Genomic DNA, 26696 nt, shown 5'->3' with positions numbered 1-26696 from the left:
GGCGCTGTGGCGGCGGCGGTTGGGATTACGGGTCCCGGCTGAGTGAAAGTGAAGTAATACGATTAACGGCGCAAACGGCGAACCGGCGGGCGAAAAATCAGCCCTCGAGGTCAGCGGCTTCGTCGAAGCTGCGGACGGTCCAGCTGCGCTCGGTGCGGCGAGCGAGACCGGCCAGCACCTTGCCCGGACCGAGTTCCCAGAGCGGATCGGCGCCCGCGGCGACGGCGGCGCGCACGCAGTCTTCCCAGAGGACGGACGACACGACCTGCTTTTCGAGGGCGGTCTTGATGGCGGCGGGGTCACTGATGGCGGCGCCGGTGGTGTTGGTGAAAACGGTGAGTTTCGGCGCGGCGAACGGGATGTCGGCGAGGAACGCGGCGAAACGTTCGCGGGCCGGCTCCATCAGGCGGCTGTGGTAGGCGCCGGCGACGTTGAGCGGCATGACGCGCTTCATACCGGCGGCTTTGCCGGCCTCGACGGCGGCGGCGATCTTGGTCTTTTCGCCGGAAATGATGATCTGGCCGGGAGCGTTGAAGTTGGCGGCTTCAACGTCGTTGGCGGCGCAAAGTTCAGCGACCGCCTCGCGGCTTTCGCCGATGATGGCAGCCATGGAACCGCTGGTCGCTTCGCAGGCCTCCTGCATGAGACGACCACGCTCGGCCACGATGCGCAGTCCGGTTGCGAAGTCGTAAACGCCGGCGGCGCAATAGGCGGTGAGTTCGCCCAGGCTCAGGCCGAGGGCCATGGTCACGTCGCCCAGTTTACCCTGCTCCTGCAGCAGCGTGTGCAGGGCCATGCCGTGCACGTAGAGCGCGGGTTGGCAGACCTTGGTCTGGGTGAGCTCCTCGTCGGGGCCCTCGAAAGAGAGTTTGGCGAGATCCCAACCGAGCACGTCGTTGGCCTCGGCGTAGAGGGCACGCACGGTTTCGGACGCCTCGTGGAGCGACTTTCCCATGCCCACCTTTTGGGCACCTTGTCCGGCAAAAAGAAGTGCTGTAGCCATGATGTAAACGATCAGGGCTAGAGGTCGCCCCCCATGAAACCAAGCCCTAAAAGCGCTTGAGCCGGGGGAAGTATTTCTCGTCTTCGCGCGCGGGCGGGACCCACGGCTCCTTCGCCGGTGGGACCACCGTGGAGTCGGGAGTGCCGTTGGTGGTAGCCGCCCCGGGAACGCCGGTCGTCCCCGGCAGCGGTAGCGGCTGCAAAGTCCTGGTCCCGTCCGTCGCCGCCGGAGCGGGCGCAGGGGCAAATCCGGTGAATGGGCCACCCGCGCCGAGGAAGGCGGCGTCGGCGTCCATCGCGGCGAGGAAGGGGTTGGCGACAGCGGCACCACCACGATCCTGCCCCGTAGCTGGGGCGCGGTTGCGGCCGGCGAAAAAGCCGCCGAGCTCGTCGCGCGAGAGTGTCTCCGTGCCGAAATCGAGCACGGCCGAGCGCGAGCCGGAGGTCGGCGCCGCGTTCTCCGCATTGAGCGAAATTTGGTCTCGCGAATCGATCAGACGCTGACTGTCGGCGGTGAGCCAATCGGCCAAAAAATCGCCCAACGGGTTCTCGGCGTCATCCGGGGAGATCCGGTCCTCGCTGGCGTCGGCTTCGTCGTCCGATTCGTTTTGCCCCGATGCGCTCGAGCCGGTCTGGGCTTCGACTGCGATGGCCAACCAATAATCGGTCGAGCCGGCGTCGGTGGTCGCGGTCGACGTGCCGGGCGCCCCCGCCGTAGCGGTCGTGTCCGCGGCCTGTCCGTGGCGCAGCCCCAGCGCTTCACCGAGCAGCGTGCCCTCATCGGCGGAGCGAGTGGTTTGGCGCATGCCGTCGATCAACCAGTTTTCGCGCGCCCATTGCTGGCGCTGCAGCTCGAGCCGCGTGGTCTCGTCGGTCGTGCCGGTCGTCGGGGCGAGAGGCAGCGACGCGCGCGCCGTTTTTTGGTCGAGGCTGGATCCGGATAGCAGGCTCGAGGGCGACAGGTCCCCTGCTCCGCCGTCGCGCACGATGCCTTTTTGCAGGAGTTCGAGGTTTTCCAAGCCCTGAGCGGTCGCCGTGACGTTGCGCTCGGTGGCACTGGAGGCGGAGCCGTCGGCCGGCGGAGTGGTTTGCGCGAGGGCACAAGTAGCGAGCAGGCCAAAACCCAAACCCCGCGCGAGGCGGGCCGCTCGACAGGGCGCGGCACCAGTGGCGGTTCGACTGGAACGGGCGCGCCTCACGGCGACTTAGTTGAAGAAGATGCCCTTGAGGTTCATATCGAGTGCCTGCGGATTGGGCGAATAACGGATTCCGTCGGCCTTGCTGATCTTGCCCTCTTTGATGAGGCGCATGATGTCGCGGTTGAAGGAGTAGCTTTGCGAGTCGGTGCCGGCGTCGAGCAGGCCCTGAATCTTGTCGTTCTTCCCCTCGAGGATGAGGTTTTTGACCGTGGCGTCGGCGGCGAGGATCTCGTTGGCCGGCACGCGGCCTTCGCCCTCGATGGTCGGGATCAGTTTCTGGCAGATGAAGCCGCGCAAGGAGCCAGCGATCTGGCGGCGGGCTTGGGCGAGCTGCTCGGGCGGGAAAAACTCGAAGAGGCGCGTGAGCGATTGAGCGACCGTAGCCGCGTGCATCGTAGAGAACACCAAGTGACCGGTTTCGGCGGCGGAGATGGCCGTCTCGAAGGTCTCCCGGTCGCGCATCTCACCGATGAGGATGATGTCGGGATTCTGACGCAGGACGGCTTTGATCGCCAAATCGAAGCTGGGCACATCGGTGCCGATCTCGCGTTGCTGGAACACTGATTTGTCGTCGATGAAGGTGTATTCGATCGGGTCTTCGATCGTGACGATGTGGCGATCGAGGTGGCGATTAATCCAGTTGAGCATGGCCGCCATGGTGGAGCTCTTACCGGAACCGGTGGCGCCGCAAATGAGCAGGATGCCGTCCTTGGCTTTGGCGAGGTTCAGCAGTGGTTCGCCGTTGAGGCTCAGTTCCTCAAACTCCGGCACGCGGCTCTTGATGTGACGAAAAACGATGCTCGGCGTGCCGCGCTGGTGGAAGGCGTTCACGCGGAAACGACCCACGTCCTCCGCCGCGTAAGCGAAGTCGACCTGGTTGTTGTCCTCCCAAGCCTGCCGAAATACGCGCGGCACATGCTCTTCGACGAAGGCCTTTACCTCCTCGCCGGTGATGGGATCCATGTCGACGGACTTGAGTTTTCCGGCGATCCGGACGTAACCCGGTTTATTGGACTTAATCACGACGTCGCTGACGCCGCTGTCCACCGCAAGTTTGAGCAGGTCGTTGAAGATCTCGGTATGGGGTGTCATCAGAGGTGGCCGCTCCAGAAAAGGGTTGCGGTGGTGGTAAAGTGGCATGGTGTGCTCCGCAAGGTCCATTTCCCCCTGATACGCTATGAAGAAACCCAGATTGACCGGCACAATTACCGCATTGGTGACCCCGTTTTCCCAGGGCCACGTCGCCCACGACGACCTGCGGAAACTGGTCAAATCGCAGCTGCGAGCAGGCATCAGTGGACTCGTTCCAGTCGGCACCACCGGCGAATCGCCAACGCTCTCCCACGAGGAGCACTTGGAGGTGGTCCAACTCGTCACCGAAACCGTGGCGGGCAGGGTGCCGGTCATCGCCGGGACGGGCTCCAACTCGACCTCTGAGGCGGTCGCACTCACAAAGGCCGCTCATGATGTGGGCGTGGACGCCATGCTCGTGGTGGCTCCCTACTACAACAAGCCGAGCCAGCCGGGTCTGGTGGAACACTTTTCTCGCATCGCCGAAGCCACCGACCGCCCGATCGTGCTCTACTCGATCCCGGGTCGCTGCGGCATCGAGATTGGTGTCAAGACGGTCGAAACCCTGCGCGCCAAGTATCCGAATGTGTGTTACATCAAGGAAGCCGGCGGTTCGGTCGATCGCGTCGATCAGCTCAAGGCCGCCCTCGGCCGCGACCTCACTGTGTTGAGCGGTGATGATTCCCTCACCCTGCCCTTCATGTCCGTCGGAGCCGAGGGCGTGATCAGCGTCGCGTCCAACTATCAGCCGCGCCTGGTGGTGAAGATGGTCGCACACGCCGCCGCCAACGATTTTGCCAAAGCAACGAAGCTGCACCGCAAGCTGTATCCGCTGTTCAAGGCGCTCTTCGTCGAACCCAACCCGGTGCCGGTGAAGGAAGCGATGAAGCGGGCGGGCATGATCTCCTCCGCCGAGGTGCGTCTGCCGCTCTGCCCGCTATCCGCTGATGGCGACAAGGTGCTCTCCGCCGCCCTCGCCTCTCTCTGAACCCCGCAACGCTTTTCCTGCCGTGAACGCTCCTCGTGTCGTTATCGTCGGAGCGGCGGGTCGCATGGGCCAAGCCCTGCAGACCGCTGCCCAGACTCTCTCCCTGCCCGTCGCCGCCACTTTGGATGCCGGTGACGATCTCGCCGCCGGCATCGCCCAGGGCGACGTCGTGGTCGACTTCAGTTTCCACGCCGCCACCGCCGAAGTCGTGCGCCTCGCCGTCGCCCAAAAGAAGGGTCTCGTCATTGGCACCACCGGCCACAGCGCCGAAGCCAAAGCCGAACTCACCGCCGCGGCCGCCGCCGTGCCCACCGTCTGGGCCGGCAACTACTCCGTCGGCGTGAACCTGCTCTACGCCCTCACCCGTCGCGCCGCCTCTGTCCTGGGCGCCGACTACGACGCCGAGGTCGTCGAGATGCACCATCGCTTCAAAAAAGATGCCCCCAGCGGCACCGCCGCGCGTCTGCTCGAGATCATTCTCGAGGAGCGCAAACTCACCGCCGACGCCCTCCGCCATGGTCGTGAAGGCATCACCGGTGAACGCACCGACTCCGAGGTGGGCATCCACTCCCTGCGCGGCGGTGATGTGGTGGGCGAACACACGGCGATGTTTGCCGCCTTGGGCGAACGCCTGGAGCTCACCCACAAGGCCACCGATCGCGGCATCTTTGCCCGCGGCGCCCTGCGCGCGGCCCAGTGGGTCGTCGACCAGCAACCCGGCGTTTACGACATGCAGCACGTGCTCGGCCTGCAGTAACCACCTTTTCGATACGTCGTCCTGCTCCCCCCCCTGATGATCACTTACCTCACCGGCACTCTCACTGAAGCGACGCCGCTCCGCGCGGTGGTGGAACTCAACGGCATCGGCTACGAAGTCCACGTGCCCGTGACGACCGCCGAGCGCCTGCCGCAGACCGGCAACTCCGTGAAGCTGCACACCCACGTGGTGTATCGGGAGGACTCCCAAACCCTCTACGGTTTTGCTACGACGGAGGACCGGGACTTTTTCTGCATGCTCATCGAACACGTGAGTGGCGTTGGCCCCAAGGTTGCCCTGAGCATCATGAGCCGGCTCTCGCTGCCGCTGTTGGAGAGCGCCATTCGCGAGGGTGACGTGACTACCCTCTCGAAGTGCCCCGGCATCGGCAAAAAGACCGCCGAGCGCCTCGTGGTCGAGCTGCGCAACCGTCTCGGCGCAGCCAGTTCCGCCCCGTCGCCGGTAGCTGGCGACGGCAAAGCCGGTGGCCCCGACGGCGCGCCTGGCAGCGGCGCCGTGACCGACGCGATCGCGGCTCTTACCGTGCTCGGCTACAAAACGGCCGACGCCGACAAAGCCGTGCGTCGCGCACTGGTCGCACTCGGGGGCGCGCCCTCGACTGAAGCGCTCATCAAAAAGGCGCTCGGTCGCTAAGCCCGGTCGAGCCGGCCCACAAAAAAGCCACGCCGCGAGGGGCGTGGCTTTTTGGCAGAGGGGACAGACCCGGAGCTCAGCGCTGGAACTGAAAAGCGGCGGATTCCGAAAGCGGCGGCGTGTCATCCAACCCCGGATACGGGGAGGCAAACGCCGGCAGGTTACGCACCTCCATAGGCGCGGCGGTGCGGAATTCCAAGGAGTCGGCCTGCACCGGACGAATGGGCTCAAAGGTCACTTGAGACATCCAAGCGAACGGATCGTCACGATTGGCGGAATCGGCGATGCGGAGACCCGGGCGAGCGTTGTTCTCGTCGCGCGAGAGCACCAGCACCGTGCGATAGTCGGAATTGTCGTTGGCGGCGAAGGCCGGGGCGGCGGAATCGTCGATGCCGACTGGGGCGGTAGCGGGCGCGGACGCCATGCTCGGTGCAGCGGCTTCTACCGGGGACACTCCGTCGTTTTGCGCGGTTTGCACCGTGCCGGTGTAGACGGCAAAAGCGGCGACGGCTGCGGCCATACCACTCAAGGCGCCCCACCCCCAACTGGAGCGTGACTGGCGACGCACCACGACCTCGGTCTGCGGAGCGCGCGGCGCTTCGGCCGGGAAATCGAGCACCTCGGCCTCCTCTTCGGGCTGTTGGGCCGCTGCGATGATGGCGTCGATCTTCGGTTTGGGCGCAGTGCGCGCCTCCGAGACCAGCAGGTGTTCACAGGCCCGCTCGATCTTGCAATATTGCGCGTAGATGCGCTGTCGCTGCGGATCGGCGGCAATCGCCTCCTCAATTTCCTGGATCTCTGGACCGGCGAGTTCGCGGTCGATGTAGAGATTAAGCAGTTCGATGAATCGTTCGTCGTTCATTGAAAATCCTCCCCGAGTTTGCTGCGCAGGCTCTCTCGAGCGCGCGCGATGCGGCTTTTGACCGTGCCGATGGAGATATCGAGAATCTCGGCGATCTCTTCGTAGGTCAGGTTCTTTACGTTGCGTAGAATGAGTATCTCCCGGTGTTTCGGGCTCAGCTTTTCCATGCCAGTGGCAATGTTGTCGACCAGCTCCTGGGTAACCGTGGCGTCTTCGGGGGTCTCGGCCTCGGTTACGAAAATCTCGGACAACGGAGTGCTGTTGTCGTCCCCCACCGGTTGGTCGAAGGAGATGGTCTTGTCGCGTTTGCGACGCCACCAATACCAGTAGCGGTTGCGCGCCAAGTTGGTCGCGATCTGGTAGAGCCAAGTGGAGAAGGCGGAGTCACCGCGGAAATTGACCAAACCGCGATGGGCGCGGATGAACGCATCCTGCGTGACTTCCTCGGCATCTTGCGGATTGCGCAAGAGCTGATGCACCATCGCGTAGATCCGATCCCAGTAACGGCTCACCATCTCCTCGAACGCGGACTGGTCCCCGTTCTTAAAACGGAGCACGAGCGCGTGATCGAGGGCAACTTCTTGGGCTTTGTTGACAGACATGGACTTAGGCTCGTTTGGACGCGCGTCAGTCTCGTTTGTTCCCGTTGTGCTCATCGGATTCTAAGCAATTTTTTGCGCTGAGCCGCGGAAGCCCGTTGGGCGGTGAATCTTCTGCATGAAGATGGGAGCATGAGGTCAGGTAAAAAATTTCTTGCTAAACCCCGGACTGGTAAACGTATTGCCAACCCTCCCTCGGCAACGGGTTGATAGCTCAATCGGTAGAGCAGTTGACTTTTAATCAATAGGTTCAGGGTTCGAGTCCCTGTCAACCCACCACCGAACCGGCGGAAGAAGGGCCCTCTTTGGGCTGTTTGGCCTCCTGACTTTGCGGGTCGCGGATTTCGTAAGCTTCGCTGATGCGATTGCTTTACGATTGCGTAATTCCTACCAGCTGCACTGTTACGTTCTGAAATCCCCTATGAAACGCCTGATCATCATTGAAGACCAAACTGCGATCCGCGAGATGCTGGTCGAGATTCTCCGCACCGAACCAGGCTACGACTTGGTTGGGGAAAGTGGAGACGGTCACAATGCCTTGGCCCTGTGTGCGGAGAAAAAACCCGATTTGCTGGTGCTTGACGCCAAGCTCCCCGGCCTGAACGGAGTGGATTTGCTCCGCCGGGTGGTTAAGCAGCTCCCCGCCATCCGCGTGCTGGTGTTCTCGGGTTACGAAAATCCGGTGCTCGTGCGTGAGATGCTCGAAGCGGGTGCCCACGGCTTCGTCGAAAAGACGGCTGGCTTGGTGGAGTTTAAGAAGGGCCTCGAGACCGTCGCCAACGGCGGCACCTATTTCGGCCCGGCCGTCGCTTCCCTCCTGCGCAACGTCGTCGCCAATCCCGCCGCCAGCTCGACCGCCGACTTTCTGACCGACCGCGAACGCGAGATCCTCCAGCTCGTCGCCGAGAGCCACAGCACCAAGGAGATCGCGCTCAAGCTCGGTATTAGCGTGAAGACGGTGGACAACCATCGCACCAACCTGATGCGTAAGTTGAACCTCCACGACGTCGCCAGCCTCACGCGCTACGCGGTGGAAATCGGACTCATCGAGTCCAAGACGACGCTCTGAGCGAAGCCTATCCCACGAATTTCCGGAAAGACCGCCTGCCCTGGGCGGTCTTTTTTTGCGCCCCAGCAAATGGCTCGCCGCTCAGTCCGCGGCGGCGAGACATTGAAGCCATCGTCGCTCCAACAGGTTCAACACGGCCTCACTATCGCCCAGCAACGGCGTAAACTTTACCCGCAGATCCGGACGCCCGGCCTGCTGCAAAGCTTCTGCGCAGATCTCCCGAATGTCTCCACCCGGTCCGGCATGACGCCCCGGCTGCAGAAATTGGAGCGCGATCACGATTTCGGAGACGGCCGGATTCCGGGCAAGCTCACTCAGCGCCGTCTCCAGCAGCGGTTCGTTAAAGGCATAGGCGGGTCCGGAGCGCCGCTCCATCGATGCCGCCGTCACACTCGCCACACGGCCATGTAACGCACAAGCCAGCTCGAGCGCGATGGCGTTGCGCACTTCGGTCACCGCCGAACGCGGGCTGCCATGGTCCACCAGGATCACGTGTCGCGCCGTCGGTTCGGCGGACGACTCCACCGCCCGGACTTGCGCCGCCAAAGCTTCGGCGACGAGACGCGCCGAGTCATCCTCACGCTGCACCAAACATCCGGCCTGCCGCACCTCCAACAACGGGAACCGTTCCCGCAACGCAGCCAGTCGCTCCGGCACATAGTCGACCAGCGCCGCGCTCGGGCCGAAGAACAACGGCAACACCATCGCTTCGCGTCCACCCGCTTCAGCGAACCGAGCGACCGCAGGCTCCAAGAGTTCCGCCGGACGACAGTTCAGTGCGTCCGCATCGACGCCGCTCGAGTGCAGCAGCGACACCGGCTTCACCGCGATGGCCACGCGTTCCTGCAAACGCAGCGCGACTTGCCGCAATCCCAGCGTCGAGGCCGCACGCAGCGAGCCATTATCGAACAGAAAACAGATTGAGGGGTCGAAGTCTGCCACGCTGCCGTTAAATAACTTGCGGACGTAAAATCGATAACCGATAAGTCAAAACACTGCCCCCTTTCCCGTCACATGTCCGTATTTGCCAAGAAATTTCTCCTCGTCCTCACCGTCGCAACCCTTGCTCTCACGGGCTGCACCAAAAAGCCCGTCCGTCCGGACCCCAGCGCCACCGCGATGGGCATGCAGGGCGCTGGCGGAGGTGCTGGCTACGGTGATTCCCTGCTGAATCAGGGCATCGACACCGGCTTGGATCCCTTGCTCGACGGTTCGGCCAGCGGCTTGGAAATGCGTGGCGGTGACGGCTACTACGAGGACGACCAAATGATCAAAGGTCTGCTGGAGCCGGTCTACTTCGACTTTGACCAGAGCGGCATCAAGACCTCCGAGCGCATCAAGCTCGAGGCCGCCATCGATTACCTTAACGCCAACCCGCAGCATCGCCTCCTCCTCGAAGGTCACTGCGACTGGAAGGGCACCGCCGAATACAACCTCGGTCTCGGTGATCGCCGAGCCGGCTCGGCCCGCCAATTCCTCGAGACCGCCGGTGTCGCCGCTTCCCGCCTCGAGACCGCTTCCAAGGGTGACCTCGAAGCCGTCGAGAACGCCAGCGACAGCCAGATGGCGCAAGACCGCCGCGTGGAGCTCATCATCCTGAAGCTCTGAGGCAGAGCCTCCCTCTCCTTCCCTTTTAAACGAAAGCCCGGTCCAATTCGGACCGGGCTTTTTGTTGGAGTGAATTGTAGCCGGGGTCGATGACCCCGGGAACGCGTCGGATAGGCCAAGACCGGGCTCAACGAGCCCGGCTACAGCCGAATGGCTGACGATCGAACTAGCCGTGCGCCAGTTTGCGCAGCACCGACTGGCTGACCTTCATGCCGCGCTCCATGACCTTCAGGTTAAAGGACTCGTTGGGCGCGTGCAGGTTGTCCTCGGGCAGGAACAAACCGAACATCACCGAATCGAGGCCAAGCACGCGCTTAATGTCCGCGATGATCGGCACACTGCCGCCTTCTCGCAGATACAGCGGCGGCTTGCCGAAGACCTCGGTCACGGCCGCATCCGTGGCGCGAAACGCGTCGGCCAGCACCGGCGATTGATCAGCCGGGGTATTCGGGCGATCCGGCGGCACCACGACGTAGGGGCTGCCGCTGTGCTGATCGATGATGCGGTAGGTCACGTCCTTGGGCATCCGCTCCTCAATGGTTTTGTAGAGCAGCGCGCGAATCTTTTCAGGCTCCTGATTGGAGACGAGACGGCAGCTCACCTTCACCATCGCCTTGCTCGGGATGACGGTCTTGGAGCCCTCGCCCTGGTAACCACCGCCGATGCCGTTGAAGTCCAACGTCGGCATGAAACGGATGGCCTCGAACGGGCCAAACCCTTCCACCGTGTAGAAGTCGGGGATGCCGAGGAACTGTTTATACGCCTCGGTATCGCTGCCGTATTTCTTGAGCTCGTCGCGCTCCCACTGTTCGACATCGAGCACGTCGTCGTAGAAGCCCGGCACGTTCACGCGGCCATCGGCCGTGTGCAGCGACGCGCAGAACTCGGTGAGCGCCTGAATCGGATTGCGCAACACACCGCCGTGCAGGCCGGAGTGCAGGTCCGACTTCGCCGTGGTGACTTCGAGGTCGAAGAGCACCAAACCGCGCAGGCCGCAGGTGATTACGACTTGATCGGCCGACGGGATGCCGGTGTCGGAAAGGAACACCAGATCGGCTTCGGCGAGGCGCTCCTGGTATTGCTCCAAAAACTTCGGGAAGCTCGGGCTGCCCATCTCCTCTTCGCCTTCCACCATGAAGGTGATGCGCAGCGGCAGATCAGGTTCCTTCTCAAGCAAAGCCGCGACTGCGGCGATGTGGGTCATGAGCGGACCTTTGTTATCCGCTGCGCCGCGACCGTAGAGGCGGTCACCGCGTTGTTCGGGTTCGAACGCTTCGGTTTCCCAAAGCTCCAGCGGATCGGCCGGCTGCACATCGTAGTGGCCGTAGATGATGACGTGCGGCCATTCCGGGTCTCCGCCACGGCTGGCCAAAATGATGGGATGCAGGTCGGTCTTCACGACCTCGACTTCAAAACCGATCGACGAGAACAACTCGTCGAGAAAGCCCTGGGCGCCCTTCATGCCGGAGGCAAAAGCCGAGTCGGCAGACACGCTCTGGTGCCGGATGAAGTCCTTCAGTTTTTCAACAGGATCAAACATGGGACCACGCTGACGCATCGCTACGAAAGCGGCTAGCATGAATAGCGTGAATCGCGGCGAAGCCTAGGCGATCCGCCACTCGCTCACGCTCGTAGCCACTACGGAAACGCTCGGTGGCTACGAGCGGAAGCGCGTGGATGGCGTCAGCGGCGCTCTGCCCTACGGCGTTCCGATTTCGCGTTGGGCCAGCGGCGGCGGTGCTTCGCCGGACTCGGCGGCTTCGATGCGCTTCTTGGCCTCTTCGTAGAGCGGCAGGTATTGCGGCGCGAGTTCGCTGAGCTTGCGGATGCGAGTCTCGTTGGACGGATGCGTCGACAACCATTCCGGCGGGCGGGCCCTGCCTTCGTTGGCCTTCATCATGCGCTGCCAAAAAGTCACTGCGGCGCGTGGGTCGTAACCGGCGCCGGCCGCGAAACGCAGACCCACGGCGTCGGCTTCCGATTCGTGCAGTCGCGAGAACGGCAACATCACACCAACCGAAGTGCCAACACCCAGCGCGGCACGCACGATGTTGCGTTTGTCGGAGTCGACGTCCTTTGCCTCCATCGCCACCTCCGACAGCGCAGTCGCGCCGACGGCGATCATTTGGTGCGACATACGTTCGCCAGAGTGTCGCGACGTGACGTGCGCAATCTCATGCCCCATCACCGCCGCCAGTTCGTCATCGGTTTCGGCGAGATAGAGCAGGCCCGTGTAAACGCCCACTTTGCCACCCGGGAGCGCGAAGGCATTCAGTTCCTCCGATTCAAAGACAACAAACTCCCACTTCGCGTTGGGCAGGTCGCGTCCGACACTCGCGGCGATGCGGCGCCCTACCCGCTCGACGCGGTCGTTGAGCATCGCGTTGTGGGACACATTTTCCTCCTGCTTGATCTGAGTAAACGCCTCCAAACCCATCTGCGCCTCCTGATCGGCCGAGACCAACAGCACCTGCCGCCGACCCGTTTCGGGCACGGTGGTGCAACCGGTCAAAAACAGGACAGCCGAAGCGAGAAGAGCGAGCAGACGCAGGGAGTTCATAAGCAAGCGAGTGGATATAAAAATGCGTGAGGCTGGCAATGCCTCACGCAGATGACCGACCAGGAATCGGTGGATCGGTTCTTAGTGCTTAAAGTGGCGGATACCGGTGAAGACCATCGCCATGTCGCGCTCGTCGGCGGCGGCAATGACTTCGGCGTCACGCACCGAACCGCCCGGCTGAATGGCGCAGGTGGCACCGGCGTCGGCCGCGGCGATCAGGCCATCGGCAAACGGGAACAGCGCTTCGCTGGCGACGACCGAGCCCTTGAGGTCGAGACCGGCCTCGCCCGCCTTCCACACCGCGATGCGCGAGCTGTCCACGCGGGCCATCTGGCCGGCGCCGACACCGAGGGTGCGCTCGCCTTTGCAGTAGACGATGGAGTTCGACTTCACGTGTTTGCCGATCTTCCAGCCAAACATCATCGACGCCCACTCATCGGCGGTCGGTTGACGTTTGGTGACGACCTTAAACTCCGCCTGCTTGCCGAGGGTGCGGTCACGATCCTGCAGCAACACGCCGCCGATGACGGAACGCACTTCCTGCAGCGACTCGGCACCGATGCCGTCCTTGGCGATCATGAGGCGCAGGTTCTTTTTCTTGGCAAAGATCGCGAGTGCCTCGTCGCTGAAGCGCGGGGCGATGATGACCTCGGTAAAGATGCCGGCAATCGTCGACGCGAGCTCGGGGCCCATCGTCTGGTTGACGATGATGATGCCGCCAAACGGCGCCTGCCGATCGGTGGCGAAGGCGTGTTCCCACGCCTCTTCCAGCGTGTCGGCGCTGGCCACACCGCAGGGGTTGGTGTGCTTGAGGATGGCGACGGTCGGACGCTCGAACTCGCCGATCAGGTAAGCGGCCGAGGTGATGTCCAAAATGTTGTTGTAGCTGAGCGCCTTGCCCTGGAGCTGCTCGAAGTGGTCGTGGAAGGTGCCGTAAAGGGCGGCCTTCTGGTGCGGGTTCTCGCCGTAGCGCAGCTCCTGCGCCTTGGAGAGATCGAGCGACAGCTTCTTCGGGAAACCGCTCAGCGCCTCGAGATCGGGCTCATCGGCATTGGCTTCAAGATAAGCGGAGATTGCCGCGTCGTAGCTAGCGGTGCGTTGGAACACCTTCAGCGCGAGCTTGCGGCGCAGGGAGGCGATTTTGCTGTCATCGCCGAGGGCTTCGAGCACCGCGTTGTAGTCGCCGGGATCGCAGACGACCGTGACGGCCTCGTGGTTTTTCGCCGCGCTGCGGAGCATGGACGGACCACCGATATCGATGTTCTCAATCGCCTCCTCGCGAGTGACGTCGGGCTTCGCGACCGTCGCCTCGAACGGATAGAGATTCACCACCACCAGATCGATGAGATCGATGTTGTTGGTTTTGGCGGCATCGAGGTGCTCGGCCTTGTCACGACGGCACAGCAGGCCGCCGTGGATCTTCGGGTGCAGGGTCTTCACGCGACCCTCCATCATCTCCGGGAAGCCGGTGTGCTCGCTCACTTCCGTGACGGGCAGCCCCTTCTCCGCCAGCAGCCGTGCCGTGCCTCCCGTGGACAGCAACCGATAGCCGTGTTCCTTCACCAGCGCGGTGGCGAAGTCCGCCAGACCGCTTTTGTCACTCACCGAGAGTAGCGCCAATTTTTCCATGGAAAGGCCGTTGTGCGGGGCGGGCAAATGGAGGGCAAGACCGGAGTGGAAATGCCCTAGGGTGTGTCTGGGAAAGGCGAGGAGCCAGCGTGAGTGGGAAAAGGGGCTCGCGCCAGGCGGCCGCGACGGAGGTGGCCCAGAGGGCCATGCCGTCGTGGGCAACGCCGCGCCAGCCTCTTTTCCCGCTCACCCTTCGGGCTGGGACGGAGCCCGTGGAGGCCGGCGTTGTCGCCGAGGGACAGTGCCCATGGGCACAGTTCCCTCGGCTCCGCCTTGCCCTCCACGGGCTGCGCTCCCAGCGATGGTTCCTCGCCTTTCCGAGACACACCCTAGCGCGAAGCGTTCAAACCATGGACGGCGGGACCACTCCTCCGCAGGTTTTTAACGCAAAGGCGCAAAGGGACGCAAAGACCGCCAAGAAGACCAAATCGCTGAATGCTTCTAAGCCCGTCAGTGACCGCCGTCCGCGCCGGGGATCACGAGATTGTGGTGAAACCAGTGATGCACGCCGTCGTTGCCGCGCACGATCGTCAGCACGCCGAGCACGATGAGCAGCAGGCCCGCCGCGTGCATCAGCCAGGCGCGTCGCCGCGTGCCAAGTTTGGGCAGCAGCCACGCCGTCGCCGCCAGCCCGGGCAGCGTCGCGAGGCTGAAGAGCAACGCCCCCGCCACCACCGTCTCCACCGAGCGGGTGGCCACGAGGTAGAGCAGCGCCGCCCACGACAGCCCGCACGGCAGGAAACCGTTGATCCAGCCGATGAGCAGCCCCTTGAAGGCGGACCGACTGCGACCGAGTCCGCTCAACACGCCACAAGCGCGCGAGCCTTGCCACCATTGTTGAAAGCGCGCCGGCAAACGCCGACCCAACAGCTGCGCCAGGCCCAGTGCGATCATGAGCAACCCCACCACCCACGCGATGATGTCGCGCAGGGCGTCGACCGGCGTGCGACTCTCCAGCCACTTCATCGCCGCGAGCACCGCGATGCCGACAAAAACGTAGGCGATGCCCTTGCCCAGTTGATACGAAATCTGTCGCGCCCACCACGCGCTGTGTCCGCCTTCGCCGCTCCCGGCAGCCAGCGCAAAGGCACCACACATGCCGATGCAGTGCCCGGTGCCCAACAGGGCAAGCAACACGACGTGGAGCAGATCAGCGAACATATCGCCGCACCCTCTGCTTCCTTCCGCCCAGCGCAATGGAATTCCCTGCGAAACCCGGTTGCATCACACGGCGGGCTTAGTCCTGTTGAGGCCGTGCCCGTCTCGCAGGAACTCCCCGGCCTCACCGCCCAGCTCGATCGCCTCGTCTATCACCACGGCGGCCCGAGTCTGCCGCCCGACAAACCACACGCGTTTGTCTACTTCGTGACCATCCGCAACCTGTCGCCCACCACGGTCGAGTTGCTCGGCCGCAAATGGGTCGTTGAGCAGTCGGACGGCGAACGCCTTGTCATCGAAGGCGACAAGATCGTGGGCGAAACCCCGCGCCTCGAGCCCGGCCAATCCTTCACCTACAACAGCTACCACGTGACCGGCTGCGACGCGCGCGTGATCGGGAGTTTTCACGGGATCACGGCCAACGGTTCCCGCGTTCATGTCATCCTGCCCCCGTTCGACATGACGGTCCCGGGCTCCCCGACCGAAGACTGATTTCCCCTCGGCCGCCCCTTTCGGCGCCACCAAGTTGAACTTGCACCGGGCTGGCGCAGGGTTCTGGCTGACCGTTTACACAATGAAGTTGCTTGATCTCAACCGCCACGGCGGCATCGGTGCCAACGCACTATTCGTCCAGATTGGCGGAGTTAACCTGCTGATTGACAGCGGATTGCACCCTAAACACGTGGGGCGCGCCGCCATTCCCGACTTCAAACAAATCCGCGGCGAACGGGTGGACCTCATCGTCATCACGCACTGCCACCTCGACCATATCGGCTCGCTGCCGGTCGCCATGCGCGAGTTTCCGGACGCTCCGGTGGTCATGTCGGCCTCCTCGCGGATCCTCATTGAGCGCATGCTACACAACTCCGCCAACGTCATGAAACGGCAGAAGGCCGAGCAGGACATCCCGGAGTATCCGCTTTTCACGCACGAGGAAATCGACCGCTGCGCCAGTCGCATGGTAGGCCTCAATTTCGGCCTGGCCAAGAAGGTCAACGGCATCAATCCGCGCGACGAGATCGAGATCATGCTGCACCCGTCGGGTCACGTGGCTGGTGCCGCCGCCCTCGAGGTGCGCCACAAGCACCGCGGCATTTTCTTCACCGGCGACGTGCTGTTTGACGACCTGCGCACGCTGCCCGGCGCCAGGTTCCCGACCGGTCACTTCGACACCATCGTGACCGAAACCACGCGCGGCCTCACCGATCGTCCGGCTGGCCAGGAGCGCGTGCATGAGGTCGAACGTCTCATCAAGTCGATCAACGACACCATCGGTCGCGGCGGTTCCTTCCTGCTGCCAGTCTTCGCCCTCGGCCGCATGCAGGAGATTCTCACCATCATGCACGACGCGCGGAAGTTCGGCAAATTGGTCGACTGCCCGATCGTCGGTTCCGGCCTCGGTCTCGATCTCTGCGACTACTTCGACGAGATCCGTCGCAAGACGAACCACGTGCAGTTCAACCGCGCCATCCTGAAGGAGCTGAAGCTCAAGTCCCTGCCGCGCAAACTGACTCCCGGCAAAGACCCCGAGCGCAACGCGCTCTACATCGTGAGCTCCGGCATGTTGGTGGAGAACACCCCGAGCTATACCCTCGCCTCTGGTCTGCTCGGTCATCACCGCAACACGATCGGTTTTGTGGGTTACTGCGACCCCGATACGCCCGGCGGCGCGCTGCTGGAATCGCACCCCGGCGACGACTTCATTTTCGAAACCCTGCACGTGCGCTCCCGCATCAAGGCCCGCGTGGAGAAGTTTGAGCTCAGTGGCCACGCCGAGCGCGAGGAGCTGCTGGAGTTCTCACTACAGGCCGAACCGCGCACCGTGGTGCTCACCCACGGTGATCCGGAAGCTCGCGGCTGGTTCGCCCAGCAATTCGCCGAGCGCGACGACCGCATCAAAGTCCTCGATCCCAAGCCCGGCGAAACCTACCAGGTTTAAGCCTGGTCGAGTCGGACCAACGAGCCCGCCGCGATCAGATCGCGGCAGAGGTGCAGCTCAGAAAAACTCCACCCCGTCGGGCGGGCCGTAGTTGTCCTGCAGCGCCGTCGGCGTGAACAGACCCGGCGCGAAACTCAAGCCGAGCGCCGCGCCGTTCACCTCGAAGCGCACCTTGTCGCGCGTCGCTTCGTCGCGCACGTCGATCGATTTCACGATCCATTGCTCGCCGAGTTTTTTCAGGTCGAGGACAGTGAGTTTGCGCAGCGGCTCTTCGTCGCCGTCGAGAATCACCGCCTGCATCAAGGCATTAAAATTGGCGTCGAGATGCAGCCGCACCCCGCCGATCTCCGGATGGGCCGCGGCGAATTCATCCGGTGGATACATCAGGAAGGCGTGCACCGCCCGCCCGCGCACCTGCGTCACGCCTTCAAACACAAAATCGTCCCAGTAGGTGAACGGCATCTGCAGCTCGAACATCGACAGGCCGGTGCCGGCCAGCGGATCCAACAGGGTCGTCGGATCGAGTGCCTCCACCGTGCTGGTGCCGCCGATTTCCGGCGGCGAGAAGCGCCAGGACTGCGGCTGCGGACCGTTCTGCCCGAGCAGGCGGTCAAGAGTCAGGCGCGTGTCCGGCCCACGCAGCTCCGCGCGAAAGAGCGGGCCGATCGCGTTGCGTGAGCCCCACATGCGGCCCTTGACCACCGACGCTTCACCGCGCCGCGGCAGCACGTGCAGATCAAAATCGAGGTAGTAGTCTCCGGCGATGCCGAGGCTGCGGAACTGCGCCATGATTTCGACGCCGCGCGCCGGGTCGGCCTCGTCGGAGAGGTAGCGCGGGCGCAGCCGGTTGCCCTTGTGTTGCGCCTGCAGACTCAAGGCCAGCACGGCGAGGCCACAAAAAAGGCAGACCGTGCGAACGGCCTGCCGAAAGAAACTCGCGGGGCAACGCTGCATGCGCGCCAAAGACTCGCGAATCAGGGTTGGGGTTCCGTGGTCGCCGGAGCGGCGGCGGCATCATCGAACGTGGTGGCGGGAGCCTCGATGGTCGGTAGCGCGGAGCCGGCTTCAGCCGCGGCGTGGTTGCGCACGTAAATGTGGGCGAGATACAGCACGAGGCTCAGCACAAAGAAAGCGACCGCTCCGCGAATGGTAGCCGTGGTCAGCACGTTGCCGGTGTCAGCACCAAAGGTGGCTTCAGCCGCGCCACCACCGAGGGCGGCACCCATGCCACCGTCGTTTTTGGCCTTCTGCATGAGGACGAGCAGCACCAGCGCGACGGAGACAATGATGAGGATGAAGGTGAAAATCGCGATCAGGAGATTCATGGAAAAGGGTTAACTGAGCAGTTCTGCCCGGGGCTTGTCAATGCCCGGGGCGGATGGGGTTTAGGGATGTAAAAAGTGGATACGGGAGTCGCGCGGAACCAAGTGGGCGAGGCGTCCAGCCTCGGGGCGAGTTTGCCTCTCGGTTCACCGCGGCAGGGATGCCGCGGCCACGACGGCGAGACAACTCAGGCTTCGACGCCGAGTTTTTCGAGGATGCGGGCGAGGTCGTCGTTACCAGCGTATTGGATGACGATCTGGCCCTTCTTGGGCGTGTGTTTAAGCGCTACGCGGGCTCCGAGGTGCGAGGTGAGCTTTTTCTCGATGCCGTTGATCGCTGCGACCTCGGCGGCGGTGCCGCCCTTCTTGGCCGCTTTTTTGGAGCTGCTCGCGCTGCCGGACTTTTTGTCCTGCACCAGCTTTTCGGTGGCGCGGACACTCAGGCCGTCCTCGATCACGCGGCGGGCGAGGATGGCGCGCTCGGCCGGTGCTTCGATACCGAGCAATACTTTGGCATGGCCAAAACTGAGGATGGACTTGGCGACGTAGCCCTGCAGTTCCGCGTCGAGCGAGAGCAGACGCAGGGTGTTGGCGACCGACGCGCGGCTCTTGCCCACCCGATCGGAAGCCTGCTCCTGCGTGAGGTCGAAGTCGCGAATGAGGCTGGCGTAACCGTAGGCCTCTTCAATCGGGTTGAGGCCTTCACGCTGCAGATTCTCGATCAGGCCAAGCGCGGCGGCGGAGGCGTTGCTGGCTTCGACCACGCGGGCCGGAATGGTCTTCAGCTTGAGGACCTGATAGGCGCGCCAACGACGTTCACCCGCGATGAGCTCAAACTGCTTGTCCTTGATTTTGCGGACGACGATCGGCTGCAGCAGGCCCTCGGATTTGATGCTCTCGGCGAGTTCGTTGAGGTGCTCGGCCTGGATCTCGCGCCGGGCCTGATAGGGGCTCGGCTCGATGTGCGTGACCGCGATCTCTTCGAAGCCGGGCGTGGCGGGCGGTTCGGTGGTGGCCGCGGCGGCCGCAGCTTTGCCGCCCTTGCCGTCCTTCAGGTTGCCCACGGCTTTGGCAGCCGCTTGCGCGGTGGGAGATTTGGCGGGGGCGGCGGCAGCGATGAGTCCGCCGAGACCGCGACCGAGTCGGGATTTGGAAGAAGCCATGTGGGGGTTATTGAGCGCCGGGAATGAAGAGCGTCTGGCCGACCTGCACCTTGCGCGGATCGGTGATGCGGTTGGCGTTTTGAATGTCTTTAACGGTCGAGCCGAAGCGCGACGCGATGCTCGAAAGTGTATCGCCCTTCTCCACCGTGTAGCGAATGCCCTCCTTGGGGAAATCGTCATTGAAGGTCGGCGCGGTGACCTGGCGGCGAGCGTTGAGGTCCTTGGCCAAACCGTCCATCGACACATTCACCTGGCGAGCCAATTCCTGCACGGCCTTCGCGGCCTGCGCGCGGGAGGTGGCGTCGCCGCTGGAAATCTGCTGAGTGAGCTCGGCCACAGCGTCGTTGAGCTGGCGCACGGTGGCGTAGGTGCTGTCGAGACCGTCCGTGGCGGAAAGCAGGCGGGCGTTCTCGCGTTCGAGTTGTTCGATCCGCAGCGCCATCTGCCCCACTCGCTCAACCAAGATGCGCACGTCTTCGCGCAGACCGGCGACCTGAGATCCAAGGTTATTTTGGGCAGGATATTGAGCCCAACTCACCGCACATAGGGTGAGAGACAGCAGGCCGATGAGCGCACGTTTGATCATGGTCGCGCAGCTTGGGAAAAAGCCCGGTTGAAAACAAGCGGCTAAGTCGATTGGCGACGCACGAGTTCCGGCATGGGCTGCGAGGGCAGCAGCAGACCGGTTTCGAGCGGGAAGCCGCGCAGGAAATCCGTGGCCGGCATCATGCGTCCGCCAGGACGCTGCAACTCCAACAACCGTAGCACGCCCTGCCCGGTCGCCACGGCGAGCGCGCCGTCTTGCAAGCCAAGCACCGTGCCGGGCGCGGTATTGGCGGTGGCGGCATCGGTGGCTTCGGCGCGCCCGAGTTTTACATCCTGACCGTTGATCGCCACCCGCACGCTGGGCCACGGGAACAGACCGTTCACGCGGGCGGCAAGCACACCGGCGGGCGCGGTGAAATCGAGCACGCCATCGGCTTTGGTCAGGCGACGGCAGAAGGTCGCCGCGCCGTGGTCCTGCTCGACAAAATCTAGATCACCGGCCGCGAGTGCGGGCAGACCGCGCGCGACCAGCGGCACGCAGGCGGCGGCGAGTTTGGCCTCGATATCGAGCGCGGTGTCGTGCGGTCCGATCGCGACGCGTTCCACGTCGGCCACCGGTCCGGCGTCGAGTTCGCGCACGATGCGCATGAGCGCCACGCCGGTTTCGGCGTCGCCGCTGAGCACTGCACTTTGAATCGGCGAAGCACCGCGGTAGTTGGGGAGCAGCGAGGCGTGGAGGTTGAGGGTGCCGAGGCGGGGCGTGTTGATGAACTCGTCCCGCAGGATGTGGCCGTAAGCCATCACGAGGGCGACATCGGCTTCGTGCCGGGCGAGCGCTTCGCGGGCGTCACTGGTGAGCTTGGCGGGCTGATACACCGGCAGTCCGCGCTCCAGAGCCCAGGTTTTGATGGCGTTGGCCACGACCTTCTGGCCGCGACCGACGGGGCGGTCCGGTTGAGTGAAAACCGCAACCACGTCGACGAGCGCGGCGCCCTCCCCGACCAGCCAGTTGAGCATGGGCAACGCAATCGCGTCGGAGCCCATAAAAACGAGACGCAAGCGATCAGTCTTCAATCTTCGAGGGTATCAAAGTCGTCGCCAAATCCACCCCACTCCGGTTCGTCCGGCGCATCGGCGCGTTTCGGTTTCAGCGGACCATGGCCGCCGCGGTCCTTGTGGCGCTCCTTGCCCACGAGGTGGAACACGATCGGGCAGCCGCCGAGGTCGAACTCCTTCACGATGCCGGATTCGAGGTAACGACGGTAGCTGTCGGGCAGGCGCTCCTCGCGGTTGCAGAAGATGCGGACACGGAACGGGCGGTTGCCGGTCTGGGTGGCGTAGTAGATCTTGAAACGACGGTTGGCGATGGCCGGCGGTGGCGTCTTTTGAATCAGTTGCTCAAGCAACGCGTTGAGGCGCGAGGTCGACATCTTGGTGTCGAGCAAGCGGTTCATCTTCGCCGCGTAGTTGAGCATGCGGTCGATCTCGAAATCGGTCTGGGCCGACACAAAGACGACCGGCGAACCGGCGGTGAAGAAGAGGCGTTCGAAGAGCGCTCGCTCGTATTTTTCGCGGTAGTCGCGCTCGTTTTTGTAGAGCTGCGTGCTGGGGTCGTCGCGCTTGAAGGATTCGAGCACGAGGTCCCATTTGTTCACCACCACGATGATGGGCTTGTTCTCCTTCACGGCCTCACCGGCGATGGCTTTGTCCTGCTGGGTGATACCGTCGAACGCGTCGACCACCATGAAGATCACGTCGGCGCGCTGGATGGCATCGAGCGAACGCAGCCGGGAAAAATATTCGACCGGCGAGGCGAGCTTGGTCTGCGCCTTGATGCCGGCGGTATCGATGAGTTTGAAGTCAACCAGCTTGCCGTTGCGGGTCTTGAATTTGAAGGGCAACTCCACCGCGTCGCGCGTCGTGCCGGGGGTGGCGCTCACGATGAGGCGGTCGCTCTTCAGCAGCCGGTTGCCGAGGGAGGATTTGCCGACGTTGGGGCGACCGATGAAACACACGCAGAGCGGATCTTCGGCGGTTTTGTCGTCACCGGTGTCGGTTTCCGGCGCGGGCCCGAGGCGCTCGAGGATGGCTTCGCGCAGGTCGGCTTCCCCTCGTCCGTGCTCGGCGGATACGCGGCAGGGTTCGCCGAGGCCCATGCGGTAGGCTTCGGCGAGGTCGACCTTGTCGTCGTCGAAGTCGGCTTTGTTGACCACCAGCAGCACGTCTTTCTTGGAACGGCGCAGCATCTGGCCGATGCGGGCGTCGAGCGCGGTCACGCCGTCGAGACCGTCGATCACAAACACGATCAGATCCGAGGCCGCGATGGCGAACTCGACCTGGCGTTCGGAGGCGGCGGTAAGTTCGGCCGTGCTCTCGCCGCCGACCAGACCGATGCCGCCGGTGTCGAGCAGCGTGTAAGCGCCGTCGGCAACTTCGTGCGACACGACATCACGGGTGATGCCGGCCTGGTCGTGCACGATGGACACGCGCCGTCCGACCAGACGGTTAAAGAGGCGGCTCTTGCCCACATTGGGGCGGCCTACGATGGCGACAGCGCGTGACATGATGGAATGAGAGAAAACGAGGGTGGAAACGAACCGAAGGAGTTTAAAGCCGCGAAAATCGCGGAGAGGTGCGGGCGCTCGGAAGAGCGGACACCTCTGCGCGTCTCTTCGCGGCCTGCGCGGTTAAGTCAATGACTTGCTGATGGGCTCAGGTCGAGACCTTGCCCTGCTGCTGCCCGGCGACGAAGCGCTCCATGCGATCACAGGCATCGATGAGCTGCTCGTAACCGGTGGCAAAACAGGCGCGCACATGGCCAGAGCCGTTGGTGCCGAAGGCGGTGCCGGGCACGACCGCGACCTTTTGTTCCTTGAGCAGCCCTTCGGCGAAGGCCTTCTCATTGAGCCCCGAGCTCGTGACCTGCGGGAACGCGTAGAACGATCCGCGCGGCGAGTGACAGGTGAGCCCGATCTCGTTGAAGCGGCGCACCACCAGATCGCGGCGGCGATGGTATTGCTCGCGCATGCGGGCGACGGCTTCCTCGCCATTGCGCAAGGCTTCGAGGGCCCCCTCCTGGGCGATGATGGAGGCGCACATCATGGCGTATTGGTGGACCTTCATCATGGCGTCGATGAGGACCGCGGGACCGCAAGCGTAGCCGATGCGCCAGCCGGTCATGGCGAAGGCTTTCGAAAAGCCGTGCAGGAAGATGGTGCGCTCGGCCATGCCCGGCAGTGACGCGATGCTGACGTGTTCGCCCTCGAAGGTGAGTTCCGAGTAGATCTCGTCGGAGAGCACGAGCAGGTCCTTTTCGCGGGCAAAGGCCGCGATGCGCTCGATCTGCTCACGCGTGCAGGTGCCGCCGGTCGGGTTGCACGGCAGGTTGAGCATGAGGATCTTCGCGCCGGGTTGCCAGGCGGCCTCGAGGGCCTCGGCGGTCAGGGCGAAGTTGTCCTTGGCGTAAGTCGGCACCGCGATGGCTTCACCGTGGGCGAGCTGAATGCTCGGGTGATAGGAAACGTAACACGGTTGGTGATACATCACCTTGTCGCCCGGATTGATAAAGGCGCGGAAAGCGAGATCGAGCGCTTCGGAAACGCCCACCGTCACGATCACCTGATCGTCGGGCCGATAGTCGACGCCGAAGTGTTTGGCGACGTAGCGGGAGATCTCCTTGCGGAGCTCCGGCATGCCGAGGTTGGACGTATAGTAGGTCTTGCCGCGTTCGAGAGCGTAGATGGCGTGCTCGCGGATGTGCCAAGGCGTGGTGAAATCGGGTTCACCAACGCCGAGGGAAATCACGCTCGCGTCGCCCTTCATTTTAGCGACGAGTTCGAAGAAATCGCGGATGCCGCTCTTGGGTAGCGTGGAAACGTGTCCCGCCACCCACTTGGAGGGATTGCTTTGCATGGCTGTAAAGGTCGCGCGTTAGGGCGCGACGTTGAGGCGGTGGCTGGAGCTTTCCTCGGTCTCAAGCAGGAAGCCCTGATCCTTGTAGCGACGCAGCAGGAAGTGCGTGGCGGTAGAGAGGACACCCTCGATGCTGGAGAGTTTTTCCGAAACGAACGCGGCGACGCTCTGCAGCGAACGGCCGCGCACGATCACGAGCAGATCATAACCACCCGAAACGAGCAGGCAGCTCTTCACCTCGTCGAAACGGCTGATGCGCTGAGCCAGGCGGTTAAAACCACCCTCGCGCTCCGGCGTGATGCGCACCTCGATCACGGCCTCCACGGCTGCCTCGGCTGCGGCCTCGCGCGAGAGATCGAGCACCGGACGCCAGCCGAGTAAGATTTTATCTTTTTTCAGCTGCTCCAGGTGCTGTTCGACTTCGGCTTCAGACAACCCCGCCACTTGGGCCATGTGGGCCGTGGACAGGCTGGCGCCTTCGAGTAACAGCTTGAGAACAGGATTCATAGGGGCGGCCATCTTCGGGCCGCATTTACATTTTTCCAGCGAATAAACGAACAATGCCCCTAAAGGCCGCTTGAGGAAAGCCGATGGCGAAAGGAGCCCCAAGCGCTCCACTCCGATGAAAATCCTGATCGTAGAAGACGACGATATCTCCCGCGACACCCTCAAGCAGATCTGCGAAACCAACGAGAGTTGGGAGGTCACGGTGGCGGAAAACGGCGCGATCGCCTGGTGGTTGCTCAGCGCCCCGGATGGTGAGGCCTTTGACCTAATGATCACCGATTTGGACATGCCCGTCGGCGGCGGTTTGGATCTTATCAAACGAGTGCGCAACAACCGTTCAATGAGTGGGATGCAAACCCTCGTCTGCAGCGGCAACAAGGACCGGGATCTGGTGCGTGAGCTCATCCGCCTCGGCACCAACGGCTACATTCTCAAGCCCTACGAGGCCCGGGCCGTGCTCGACAAGGTGAACGCCCTCACCGCCAGTAAGACCCACCGGAAGATCGACATCGCGCTCGGCGCCGGCGACTGAGACGACCGGCCGCAGAAGCCGGAAAGGCCCCGCCCGACGATTCGCCATCGGGCGTGATTGGGAGTTGGAATTGCGCGAGCGCCTACCTTAGCTCTGCGGTTTCGTCCCTTTTCAACCGCATGTTCGAGACCCTCAGTGACAAACTTTCCTCGGCGCTGCGCAACTTGCGCGGTGTCGGCAAGCTCAGCGAAGACAACATGGCCGACGCCCTCAAAGAGGTGCGCACGGCGCTGCTTTCGGCCGACGTTCACTTCAAGGTTGCCCGCCAGTTCGTCGACAAGGTGCGCGAAGAGGTCATCGGCAAAGACGTGCTCAAGGGCGTCACCCCGGGCCAGCAGATCGTCAAAATCATCCACGATGAGTTGGTCAAACTCCTCGGCGAGGGCGAGACGCAGCTCAATCCGAAGAAGCCGCTCAAGGTGATGATGGTGGGTCTGCACGGCTCAGGTAAAACCACCTCCAGCGCGAAGCTCGGTCGCCTGCTCAAGAAGCGCGACTACGCCAACCCGCACCTCGTGGCCTGCGACGTTTACCGCCCCGCCGCCATCGACCAACTCGAGATTCTGGCCAAGGCCAACGACCTCGGCTTCACCTGCGACCGCGATTCCAAGGACGTGCCCGCCATCGGTCGCGCCGGTCTCGCCGCCGCCAAGGCCGCCGGCTCCGAGCTCATCATTTTCGACACCGCCGGCCGCCTGCAGATCGATCACGACCTCATCGAGGAGGTGAAGCGTCTGCGCGACACCGTGCAGCCCGACGAGGTCATTCTCGTCGCCGACGGCGCCCTCGGTCAGGAAGCCGTCAACGTCGCCAAGGCCTTCCACGACGCCCTCAACCTCACCGGCCTCATCCTCACCAAACTCGACGGTGACGCCCGCGGTGGTGCCGCCCTTTCGATCAAGTCGATCACCGGCGTCCCGATCAAATTTGTCGGTCTCGGCGAGAAGGTGGAGGAGTTTGAAGTCTTCCACCCCGACCGCCTCGCCTCCCGCATCCTCGGCATGGGTGACGTGGTCTCCCTCGTCGAAAAGGCCCAGGAGCACATCGATGAGAAGGAAGCCGAGCGCATGGCCGAGAAGCTGCGCAAAGCCGACTTCAACCTGGAGGACTTCCTCGCCCAGATGCAGCAGGTGAAGAAGATGGGCTCGATGCAGAGCATCGTCGGCATGTTGCCCGGCATGAACAACGTCGAGCTCGACGACAGCGCCGACAAACAGATGAAGCGCACCGAATCGATCATCCTCTCGATGACGATCAAAGAGCGCCGCAATCCGCAGATCCTCAACGGCAGCCGCCGCATGCGCATCGCCAACGGCGCCGGCGTGAAGGTCGTCGAGGTGAATCAGCTGCTGAAGCAATTCCAGCAGATGCAAAAGATGATGCGGATGATGAAGGGCTCCAAGGGCCGCAAGATGATGAAGCAGATGAAAGCCATGGGCGGAGCCGGTGGCGCCGGCGGCATGCCGGGAATGCCTGACTTGGGCGGAGGCGGCGGTATGCCCGATCTCGGCGGTGGTGGTGGCCGCAAACGCAAGCTCGGCCGCTGGTGATCGTAGCTCGATCCGCGCTCTAAGGCGCTGAAGCGAGTCTGGACATTGCCGTTATAACATCCGTTATTC

Annotated in this window: 27 protein-coding genes and 1 tRNA gene; 10 read left to right on the top strand and 18 right to left on the bottom strand. The window is 63.3% G+C overall.

Translation table 11 applies throughout. The annotated features are described in order from the left end of the window. Positions 1-97: 97 nt before the first annotated feature. From fabD to K1X11_RS02295, 3 genes are read right to left on the bottom strand one after another with little or no spacing between them, the layout of a single operon-like run. The gene (gene fabD, locus K1X11_RS02305) at positions 98-1003 is read right to left on the bottom strand and encodes an ACP S-malonyltransferase (RefSeq protein ID WP_221028751.1); all 906 of its coding nucleotides are present in this window, start codon (positions 1001-1003) and stop codon (positions 98-100) included. A gap of 46 nt (positions 1004-1049) precedes the next feature. Then, positions 1050-2201, bottom strand: a complete 1152-nt coding sequence (locus K1X11_RS02300) for a hypothetical protein (RefSeq protein WP_221028752.1) — start codon at positions 2199-2201, stop codon at positions 1050-1052. Between the two features lie 6 nt (positions 2202-2207). After that, the gene (locus K1X11_RS02295) at positions 2208-3293 is read right to left on the bottom strand and encodes a type IV pilus twitching motility protein PilT (RefSeq protein ID WP_221028753.1); all 1086 of its coding nucleotides are present in this window, start codon (positions 3291-3293) and stop codon (positions 2208-2210) included. Positions 3294-3378: 85 nt separating this feature from the next. Here K1X11_RS02295 and dapA point away from each other — a divergent pair, with 85 nt between their 5' ends. Genes dapA through ruvA form a run of 3 tightly spaced genes read left to right on the top strand, consistent with a single transcriptional unit; the run spans position 3379 to position 5671 of the window. After that, positions 3379-4260: a 4-hydroxy-tetrahydrodipicolinate synthase gene (gene dapA / locus K1X11_RS02290; protein ID WP_221028754.1), complete on the top strand. Its 882-nt coding sequence runs from the start codon at positions 3379-3381 to the stop codon at positions 4258-4260. Positions 4261-4282: 22 nt separating this feature from the next. Next, positions 4283-5017: a 4-hydroxy-tetrahydrodipicolinate reductase gene (gene dapB / locus K1X11_RS02285; protein ID WP_324726064.1), complete on the top strand. Its 735-nt coding sequence runs from the start codon at positions 4283-4285 to the stop codon at positions 5015-5017. A 36-nt stretch (positions 5018-5053) separates the two neighbouring features. After that, entirely contained in the window at positions 5054-5671 is a 618-nt protein-coding gene (gene ruvA, locus K1X11_RS02280) for a Holliday junction branch migration protein RuvA (RefSeq protein ID WP_221028756.1), read from the top strand. A gap of 76 nt (positions 5672-5747) precedes the next feature. Here the strand turns inward: ruvA and K1X11_RS02275 are convergent, their stop codons facing one another. Further along, the gene (locus K1X11_RS02275; RefSeq protein WP_221028757.1) at positions 5748-6533 is read right to left on the bottom strand and encodes an anti-sigma factor; all 786 of its coding nucleotides are present in this window, start codon (positions 6531-6533) and stop codon (positions 5748-5750) included. Next, positions 6530-7135 carry an RNA polymerase sigma factor gene (locus K1X11_RS02270; protein ID WP_221028758.1) on the bottom strand — a complete coding sequence of 202 codons (606 nt, stop codon included), beginning with the start codon at positions 7133-7135 and terminating at the stop codon, positions 6530-6532. The genes K1X11_RS02275 and K1X11_RS02270 overlap by 4 nt, the downstream gene beginning before the upstream one ends. A 200-nt stretch (positions 7136-7335) precedes the next feature. Here K1X11_RS02270 and K1X11_RS02265 point away from each other — a divergent pair. After that, positions 7336-7411, top strand: a tRNA-Lys gene (locus K1X11_RS02265). 142 nt (positions 7412-7553) lie between these two features. After that, on the top strand, positions 7554-8201 hold the full coding sequence (locus K1X11_RS02260) for a response regulator (RefSeq protein ID WP_221028759.1): 648 nt from the start codon (positions 7554-7556) through the stop codon (positions 8199-8201). A gap of 81 nt (positions 8202-8282) precedes the next feature. On the opposite strand, the gene K1X11_RS02255 is transcribed toward K1X11_RS02260, so the two are convergent. Next, positions 8283-9143 (bottom strand): sirohydrochlorin chelatase, encoded by an 861-nt coding sequence (locus K1X11_RS02255; protein ID WP_221028760.1) that lies wholly within the window; start codon positions 9141-9143, stop codon positions 8283-8285. A gap of 72 nt (positions 9144-9215) precedes the next feature. Here K1X11_RS02255 and K1X11_RS02250 point away from each other — a divergent pair, with 72 nt between their 5' ends. Next, positions 9216-9809, top strand: a complete 594-nt coding sequence (locus tag K1X11_RS02250; protein WP_221028761.1) for an OmpA family protein — start codon at positions 9216-9218, stop codon at positions 9807-9809. Between the two features lie 166 nt (positions 9810-9975). On the opposite strand, the gene K1X11_RS02245 is transcribed toward K1X11_RS02250, so the two are convergent. The 4 genes from K1X11_RS02245 to K1X11_RS02230 all read right to left on the bottom strand — a co-directional run bounded on the left by K1X11_RS02245 (position 9976) and on the right by K1X11_RS02230 (position 15159). Then, entirely contained in the window at positions 9976-11349 is a 1374-nt protein-coding gene (locus K1X11_RS02245; RefSeq protein ID WP_221028762.1) for a M20/M25/M40 family metallo-hydrolase, read from the bottom strand. 159 nt (positions 11350-11508) lie between these two features. Next, the gene (locus K1X11_RS02240; protein WP_221028763.1) at positions 11509-12369 is read right to left on the bottom strand and encodes a M48 family metallopeptidase; all 861 of its coding nucleotides are present in this window, start codon (positions 12367-12369) and stop codon (positions 11509-11511) included. A gap of 81 nt (positions 12370-12450) precedes the next feature. Continuing rightward, complete coding sequence (gene purH, locus K1X11_RS02235; protein WP_221028764.1) at positions 12451-13998, bottom strand: bifunctional phosphoribosylaminoimidazolecarboxamide formyltransferase/IMP cyclohydrolase; 1548 nt, start codon at positions 13996-13998, stop codon at positions 12451-12453. A 450-nt stretch (positions 13999-14448) separates the two neighbouring features. Continuing rightward, complete coding sequence (locus tag K1X11_RS02230) at positions 14449-15159, bottom strand: sulfite exporter TauE/SafE family protein (protein WP_225919194.1); 711 nt, start codon at positions 15157-15159, stop codon at positions 14449-14451. Between the two features lie 93 nt (positions 15160-15252). On the opposite strand from K1X11_RS02230, the gene K1X11_RS02225 reads away from it, so the two are divergent. Beyond that, positions 15253-15648: a Co(2+)/Mg(2+) efflux protein ApaG gene (locus K1X11_RS02225; RefSeq protein ID WP_324726062.1), complete on the top strand. Its 396-nt coding sequence runs from the start codon at positions 15253-15255 to the stop codon at positions 15646-15648. Positions 15649-15730: 82 nt separating this feature from the next. Beyond that, entirely contained in the window at positions 15731-17095 is a 1365-nt protein-coding gene (locus K1X11_RS02220) for an MBL fold metallo-hydrolase (RefSeq protein ID WP_221028766.1), read from the top strand. A gap of 57 nt (positions 17096-17152) precedes the next feature. Here the strand turns inward: K1X11_RS02220 and K1X11_RS02215 are convergent, their stop codons facing one another. From K1X11_RS02215 to K1X11_RS02180, 8 genes are all read right to left on the bottom strand, one after another. Next, positions 17153-18049, bottom strand: a complete 897-nt coding sequence (locus K1X11_RS02215) for a LolA-like protein (protein ID WP_221028767.1) — start codon at positions 18047-18049, stop codon at positions 17153-17155. 20 nt (positions 18050-18069) lie between these two features. Further along, positions 18070-18420, bottom strand: a complete 351-nt coding sequence (gene secG, locus K1X11_RS02210) for a preprotein translocase subunit SecG (protein WP_221028768.1) — start codon at positions 18418-18420, stop codon at positions 18070-18072. 185 nt (positions 18421-18605) lie between these two features. Beyond that, the gene (locus K1X11_RS02205; protein WP_221028769.1) at positions 18606-19580 is read right to left on the bottom strand and encodes a ParB/RepB/Spo0J family partition protein; all 975 of its coding nucleotides are present in this window, start codon (positions 19578-19580) and stop codon (positions 18606-18608) included. A 7-nt stretch (positions 19581-19587) separates the two neighbouring features. Next, the gene (locus K1X11_RS02200) at positions 19588-20166 is read right to left on the bottom strand and encodes a LysM peptidoglycan-binding domain-containing protein (protein ID WP_221028770.1); all 579 of its coding nucleotides are present in this window, start codon (positions 20164-20166) and stop codon (positions 19588-19590) included. A gap of 41 nt (positions 20167-20207) precedes the next feature. After that, on the bottom strand, positions 20208-21200 hold the full coding sequence (fmt, locus tag K1X11_RS02195; RefSeq protein ID WP_225919195.1) for a methionyl-tRNA formyltransferase: 993 nt from the start codon (positions 21198-21200) through the stop codon (positions 20208-20210). After that, entirely contained in the window at positions 21197-22690 is a 1494-nt protein-coding gene (gene der, locus K1X11_RS02190) for a ribosome biogenesis GTPase Der (protein ID WP_221028771.1), read from the bottom strand. Before der ends, fmt begins: the two co-directional genes overlap by 4 nt. 148 nt (positions 22691-22838) lie before the next feature. Continuing rightward, positions 22839-24038: an aminotransferase class I/II-fold pyridoxal phosphate-dependent enzyme gene (locus tag K1X11_RS02185; protein ID WP_221028772.1), complete on the bottom strand. Its 1200-nt coding sequence runs from the start codon at positions 24036-24038 to the stop codon at positions 22839-22841. An 18-nt stretch (positions 24039-24056) separates the two neighbouring features. Then, on the bottom strand, positions 24057-24545 hold the full coding sequence (locus tag K1X11_RS02180) for an Lrp/AsnC family transcriptional regulator (protein WP_221028773.1): 489 nt from the start codon (positions 24543-24545) through the stop codon (positions 24057-24059). Positions 24546-24660: 115 nt separating this feature from the next. On the opposite strand from K1X11_RS02180, the gene K1X11_RS02175 reads away from it, so the two are divergent. Beyond that, entirely contained in the window at positions 24661-25077 is a 417-nt protein-coding gene (locus K1X11_RS02175) for a response regulator (protein WP_221028774.1), read from the top strand. A gap of 119 nt (positions 25078-25196) precedes the next feature. Beyond that, positions 25197-26627, top strand: coding sequence for a signal recognition particle protein (gene ffh, locus K1X11_RS02170; protein ID WP_221028775.1), 1431 nt, complete (start codon positions 25197-25199; stop codon positions 26625-26627). Positions 26628-26696: the final 69 nt, after the last annotated feature.

This window comes from Actomonas aquatica (genome assembly GCF_019679435.2).
In the GTDB taxonomy this organism is placed as follows: Bacteria; Verrucomicrobiota; Verrucomicrobiia; order Opitutales; family Opitutaceae; genus Actomonas; species Actomonas aquatica.
Note: the sequence above shows the minus strand (reverse complement) of the source record. Positions and strands in the feature narration are given on the sequence as shown.

Coding starts and splice junctions, on each gene's coding strand:
- ffh (WP_221028775.1), top strand. CDS start 25,197: ATGTTCGAGACCCTCAGTGACAAACTTTCCTCGGCGCTGCGCAACTTG.
- K1X11_RS02270 (WP_221028758.1), bottom strand. CDS start 7,135: ATGTCTGTCAACAAAGCCCAAGAAGTTGCCCTCGATCACGCGCTCGTG.
- dapA (WP_221028754.1), top strand. CDS start 3,379: ATGAAGAAACCCAGATTGACCGGCACAATTACCGCATTGGTGACCCCG.
- K1X11_RS02215 (WP_221028767.1), bottom strand. CDS start 18,049: ATGCAGCGTTGCCCCGCGAGTTTCTTTCGGCAGGCCGTTCGCACGGTC.
- K1X11_RS02230 (WP_225919194.1), bottom strand. CDS start 15,159: ATGTTCGCTGATCTGCTCCACGTCGTGTTGCTTGCCCTGTTGGGCACC.
- K1X11_RS02200 (WP_221028770.1), bottom strand. CDS start 20,166: ATGATCAAACGTGCGCTCATCGGCCTGCTGTCTCTCACCCTATGTGCG.
- K1X11_RS02220 (WP_221028766.1), top strand. CDS start 15,731: ATGAAGTTGCTTGATCTCAACCGCCACGGCGGCATCGGTGCCAACGCA.
- secG (WP_221028768.1), bottom strand. CDS start 18,420: ATGAATCTCCTGATCGCGATTTTCACCTTCATCCTCATCATTGTCTCC.
- K1X11_RS02245 (WP_221028762.1), bottom strand. CDS start 11,349: ATGTTTGATCCTGTTGAAAAACTGAAGGACTTCATCCGGCACCAGAGC.
- K1X11_RS02240 (WP_221028763.1), bottom strand. CDS start 12,369: ATGAACTCCCTGCGTCTGCTCGCTCTTCTCGCTTCGGCTGTCCTGTTT.
- fabD (WP_221028751.1), bottom strand. CDS start 1,003: ATGGCTACAGCACTTCTTTTTGCCGGACAAGGTGCCCAAAAGGTGGGC.
- K1X11_RS02180 (WP_221028773.1), bottom strand. CDS start 24,545: ATGAATCCTGTTCTCAAGCTGTTACTCGAAGGCGCCAGCCTGTCCACG.
- K1X11_RS02275 (WP_221028757.1), bottom strand. CDS start 6,533: ATGAACGACGAACGATTCATCGAACTGCTTAATCTCTACATCGACCGC.
- der (WP_221028771.1), bottom strand. CDS start 22,690: ATGTCACGCGCTGTCGCCATCGTAGGCCGCCCCAATGTGGGCAAGAGC.
- K1X11_RS02175 (WP_221028774.1), top strand. CDS start 24,661: ATGAAAATCCTGATCGTAGAAGACGACGATATCTCCCGCGACACCCTC.
- K1X11_RS02205 (WP_221028769.1), bottom strand. CDS start 19,580: ATGGCTTCTTCCAAATCCCGACTCGGTCGCGGTCTCGGCGGACTCATC.
- K1X11_RS02260 (WP_221028759.1), top strand. CDS start 7,554: ATGAAACGCCTGATCATCATTGAAGACCAAACTGCGATCCGCGAGATG.
- K1X11_RS02250 (WP_221028761.1), top strand. CDS start 9,216: ATGTCCGTATTTGCCAAGAAATTTCTCCTCGTCCTCACCGTCGCAACC.
- ruvA (WP_221028756.1), top strand. CDS start 5,054: ATGATCACTTACCTCACCGGCACTCTCACTGAAGCGACGCCGCTCCGC.
- K1X11_RS02185 (WP_221028772.1), bottom strand. CDS start 24,038: ATGCAAAGCAATCCCTCCAAGTGGGTGGCGGGACACGTTTCCACGCTA.
- K1X11_RS02295 (WP_221028753.1), bottom strand. CDS start 3,293: ATGACACCCCATACCGAGATCTTCAACGACCTGCTCAAACTTGCGGTG.
- purH (WP_221028764.1), bottom strand. CDS start 13,998: ATGGAAAAATTGGCGCTACTCTCGGTGAGTGACAAAAGCGGTCTGGCG.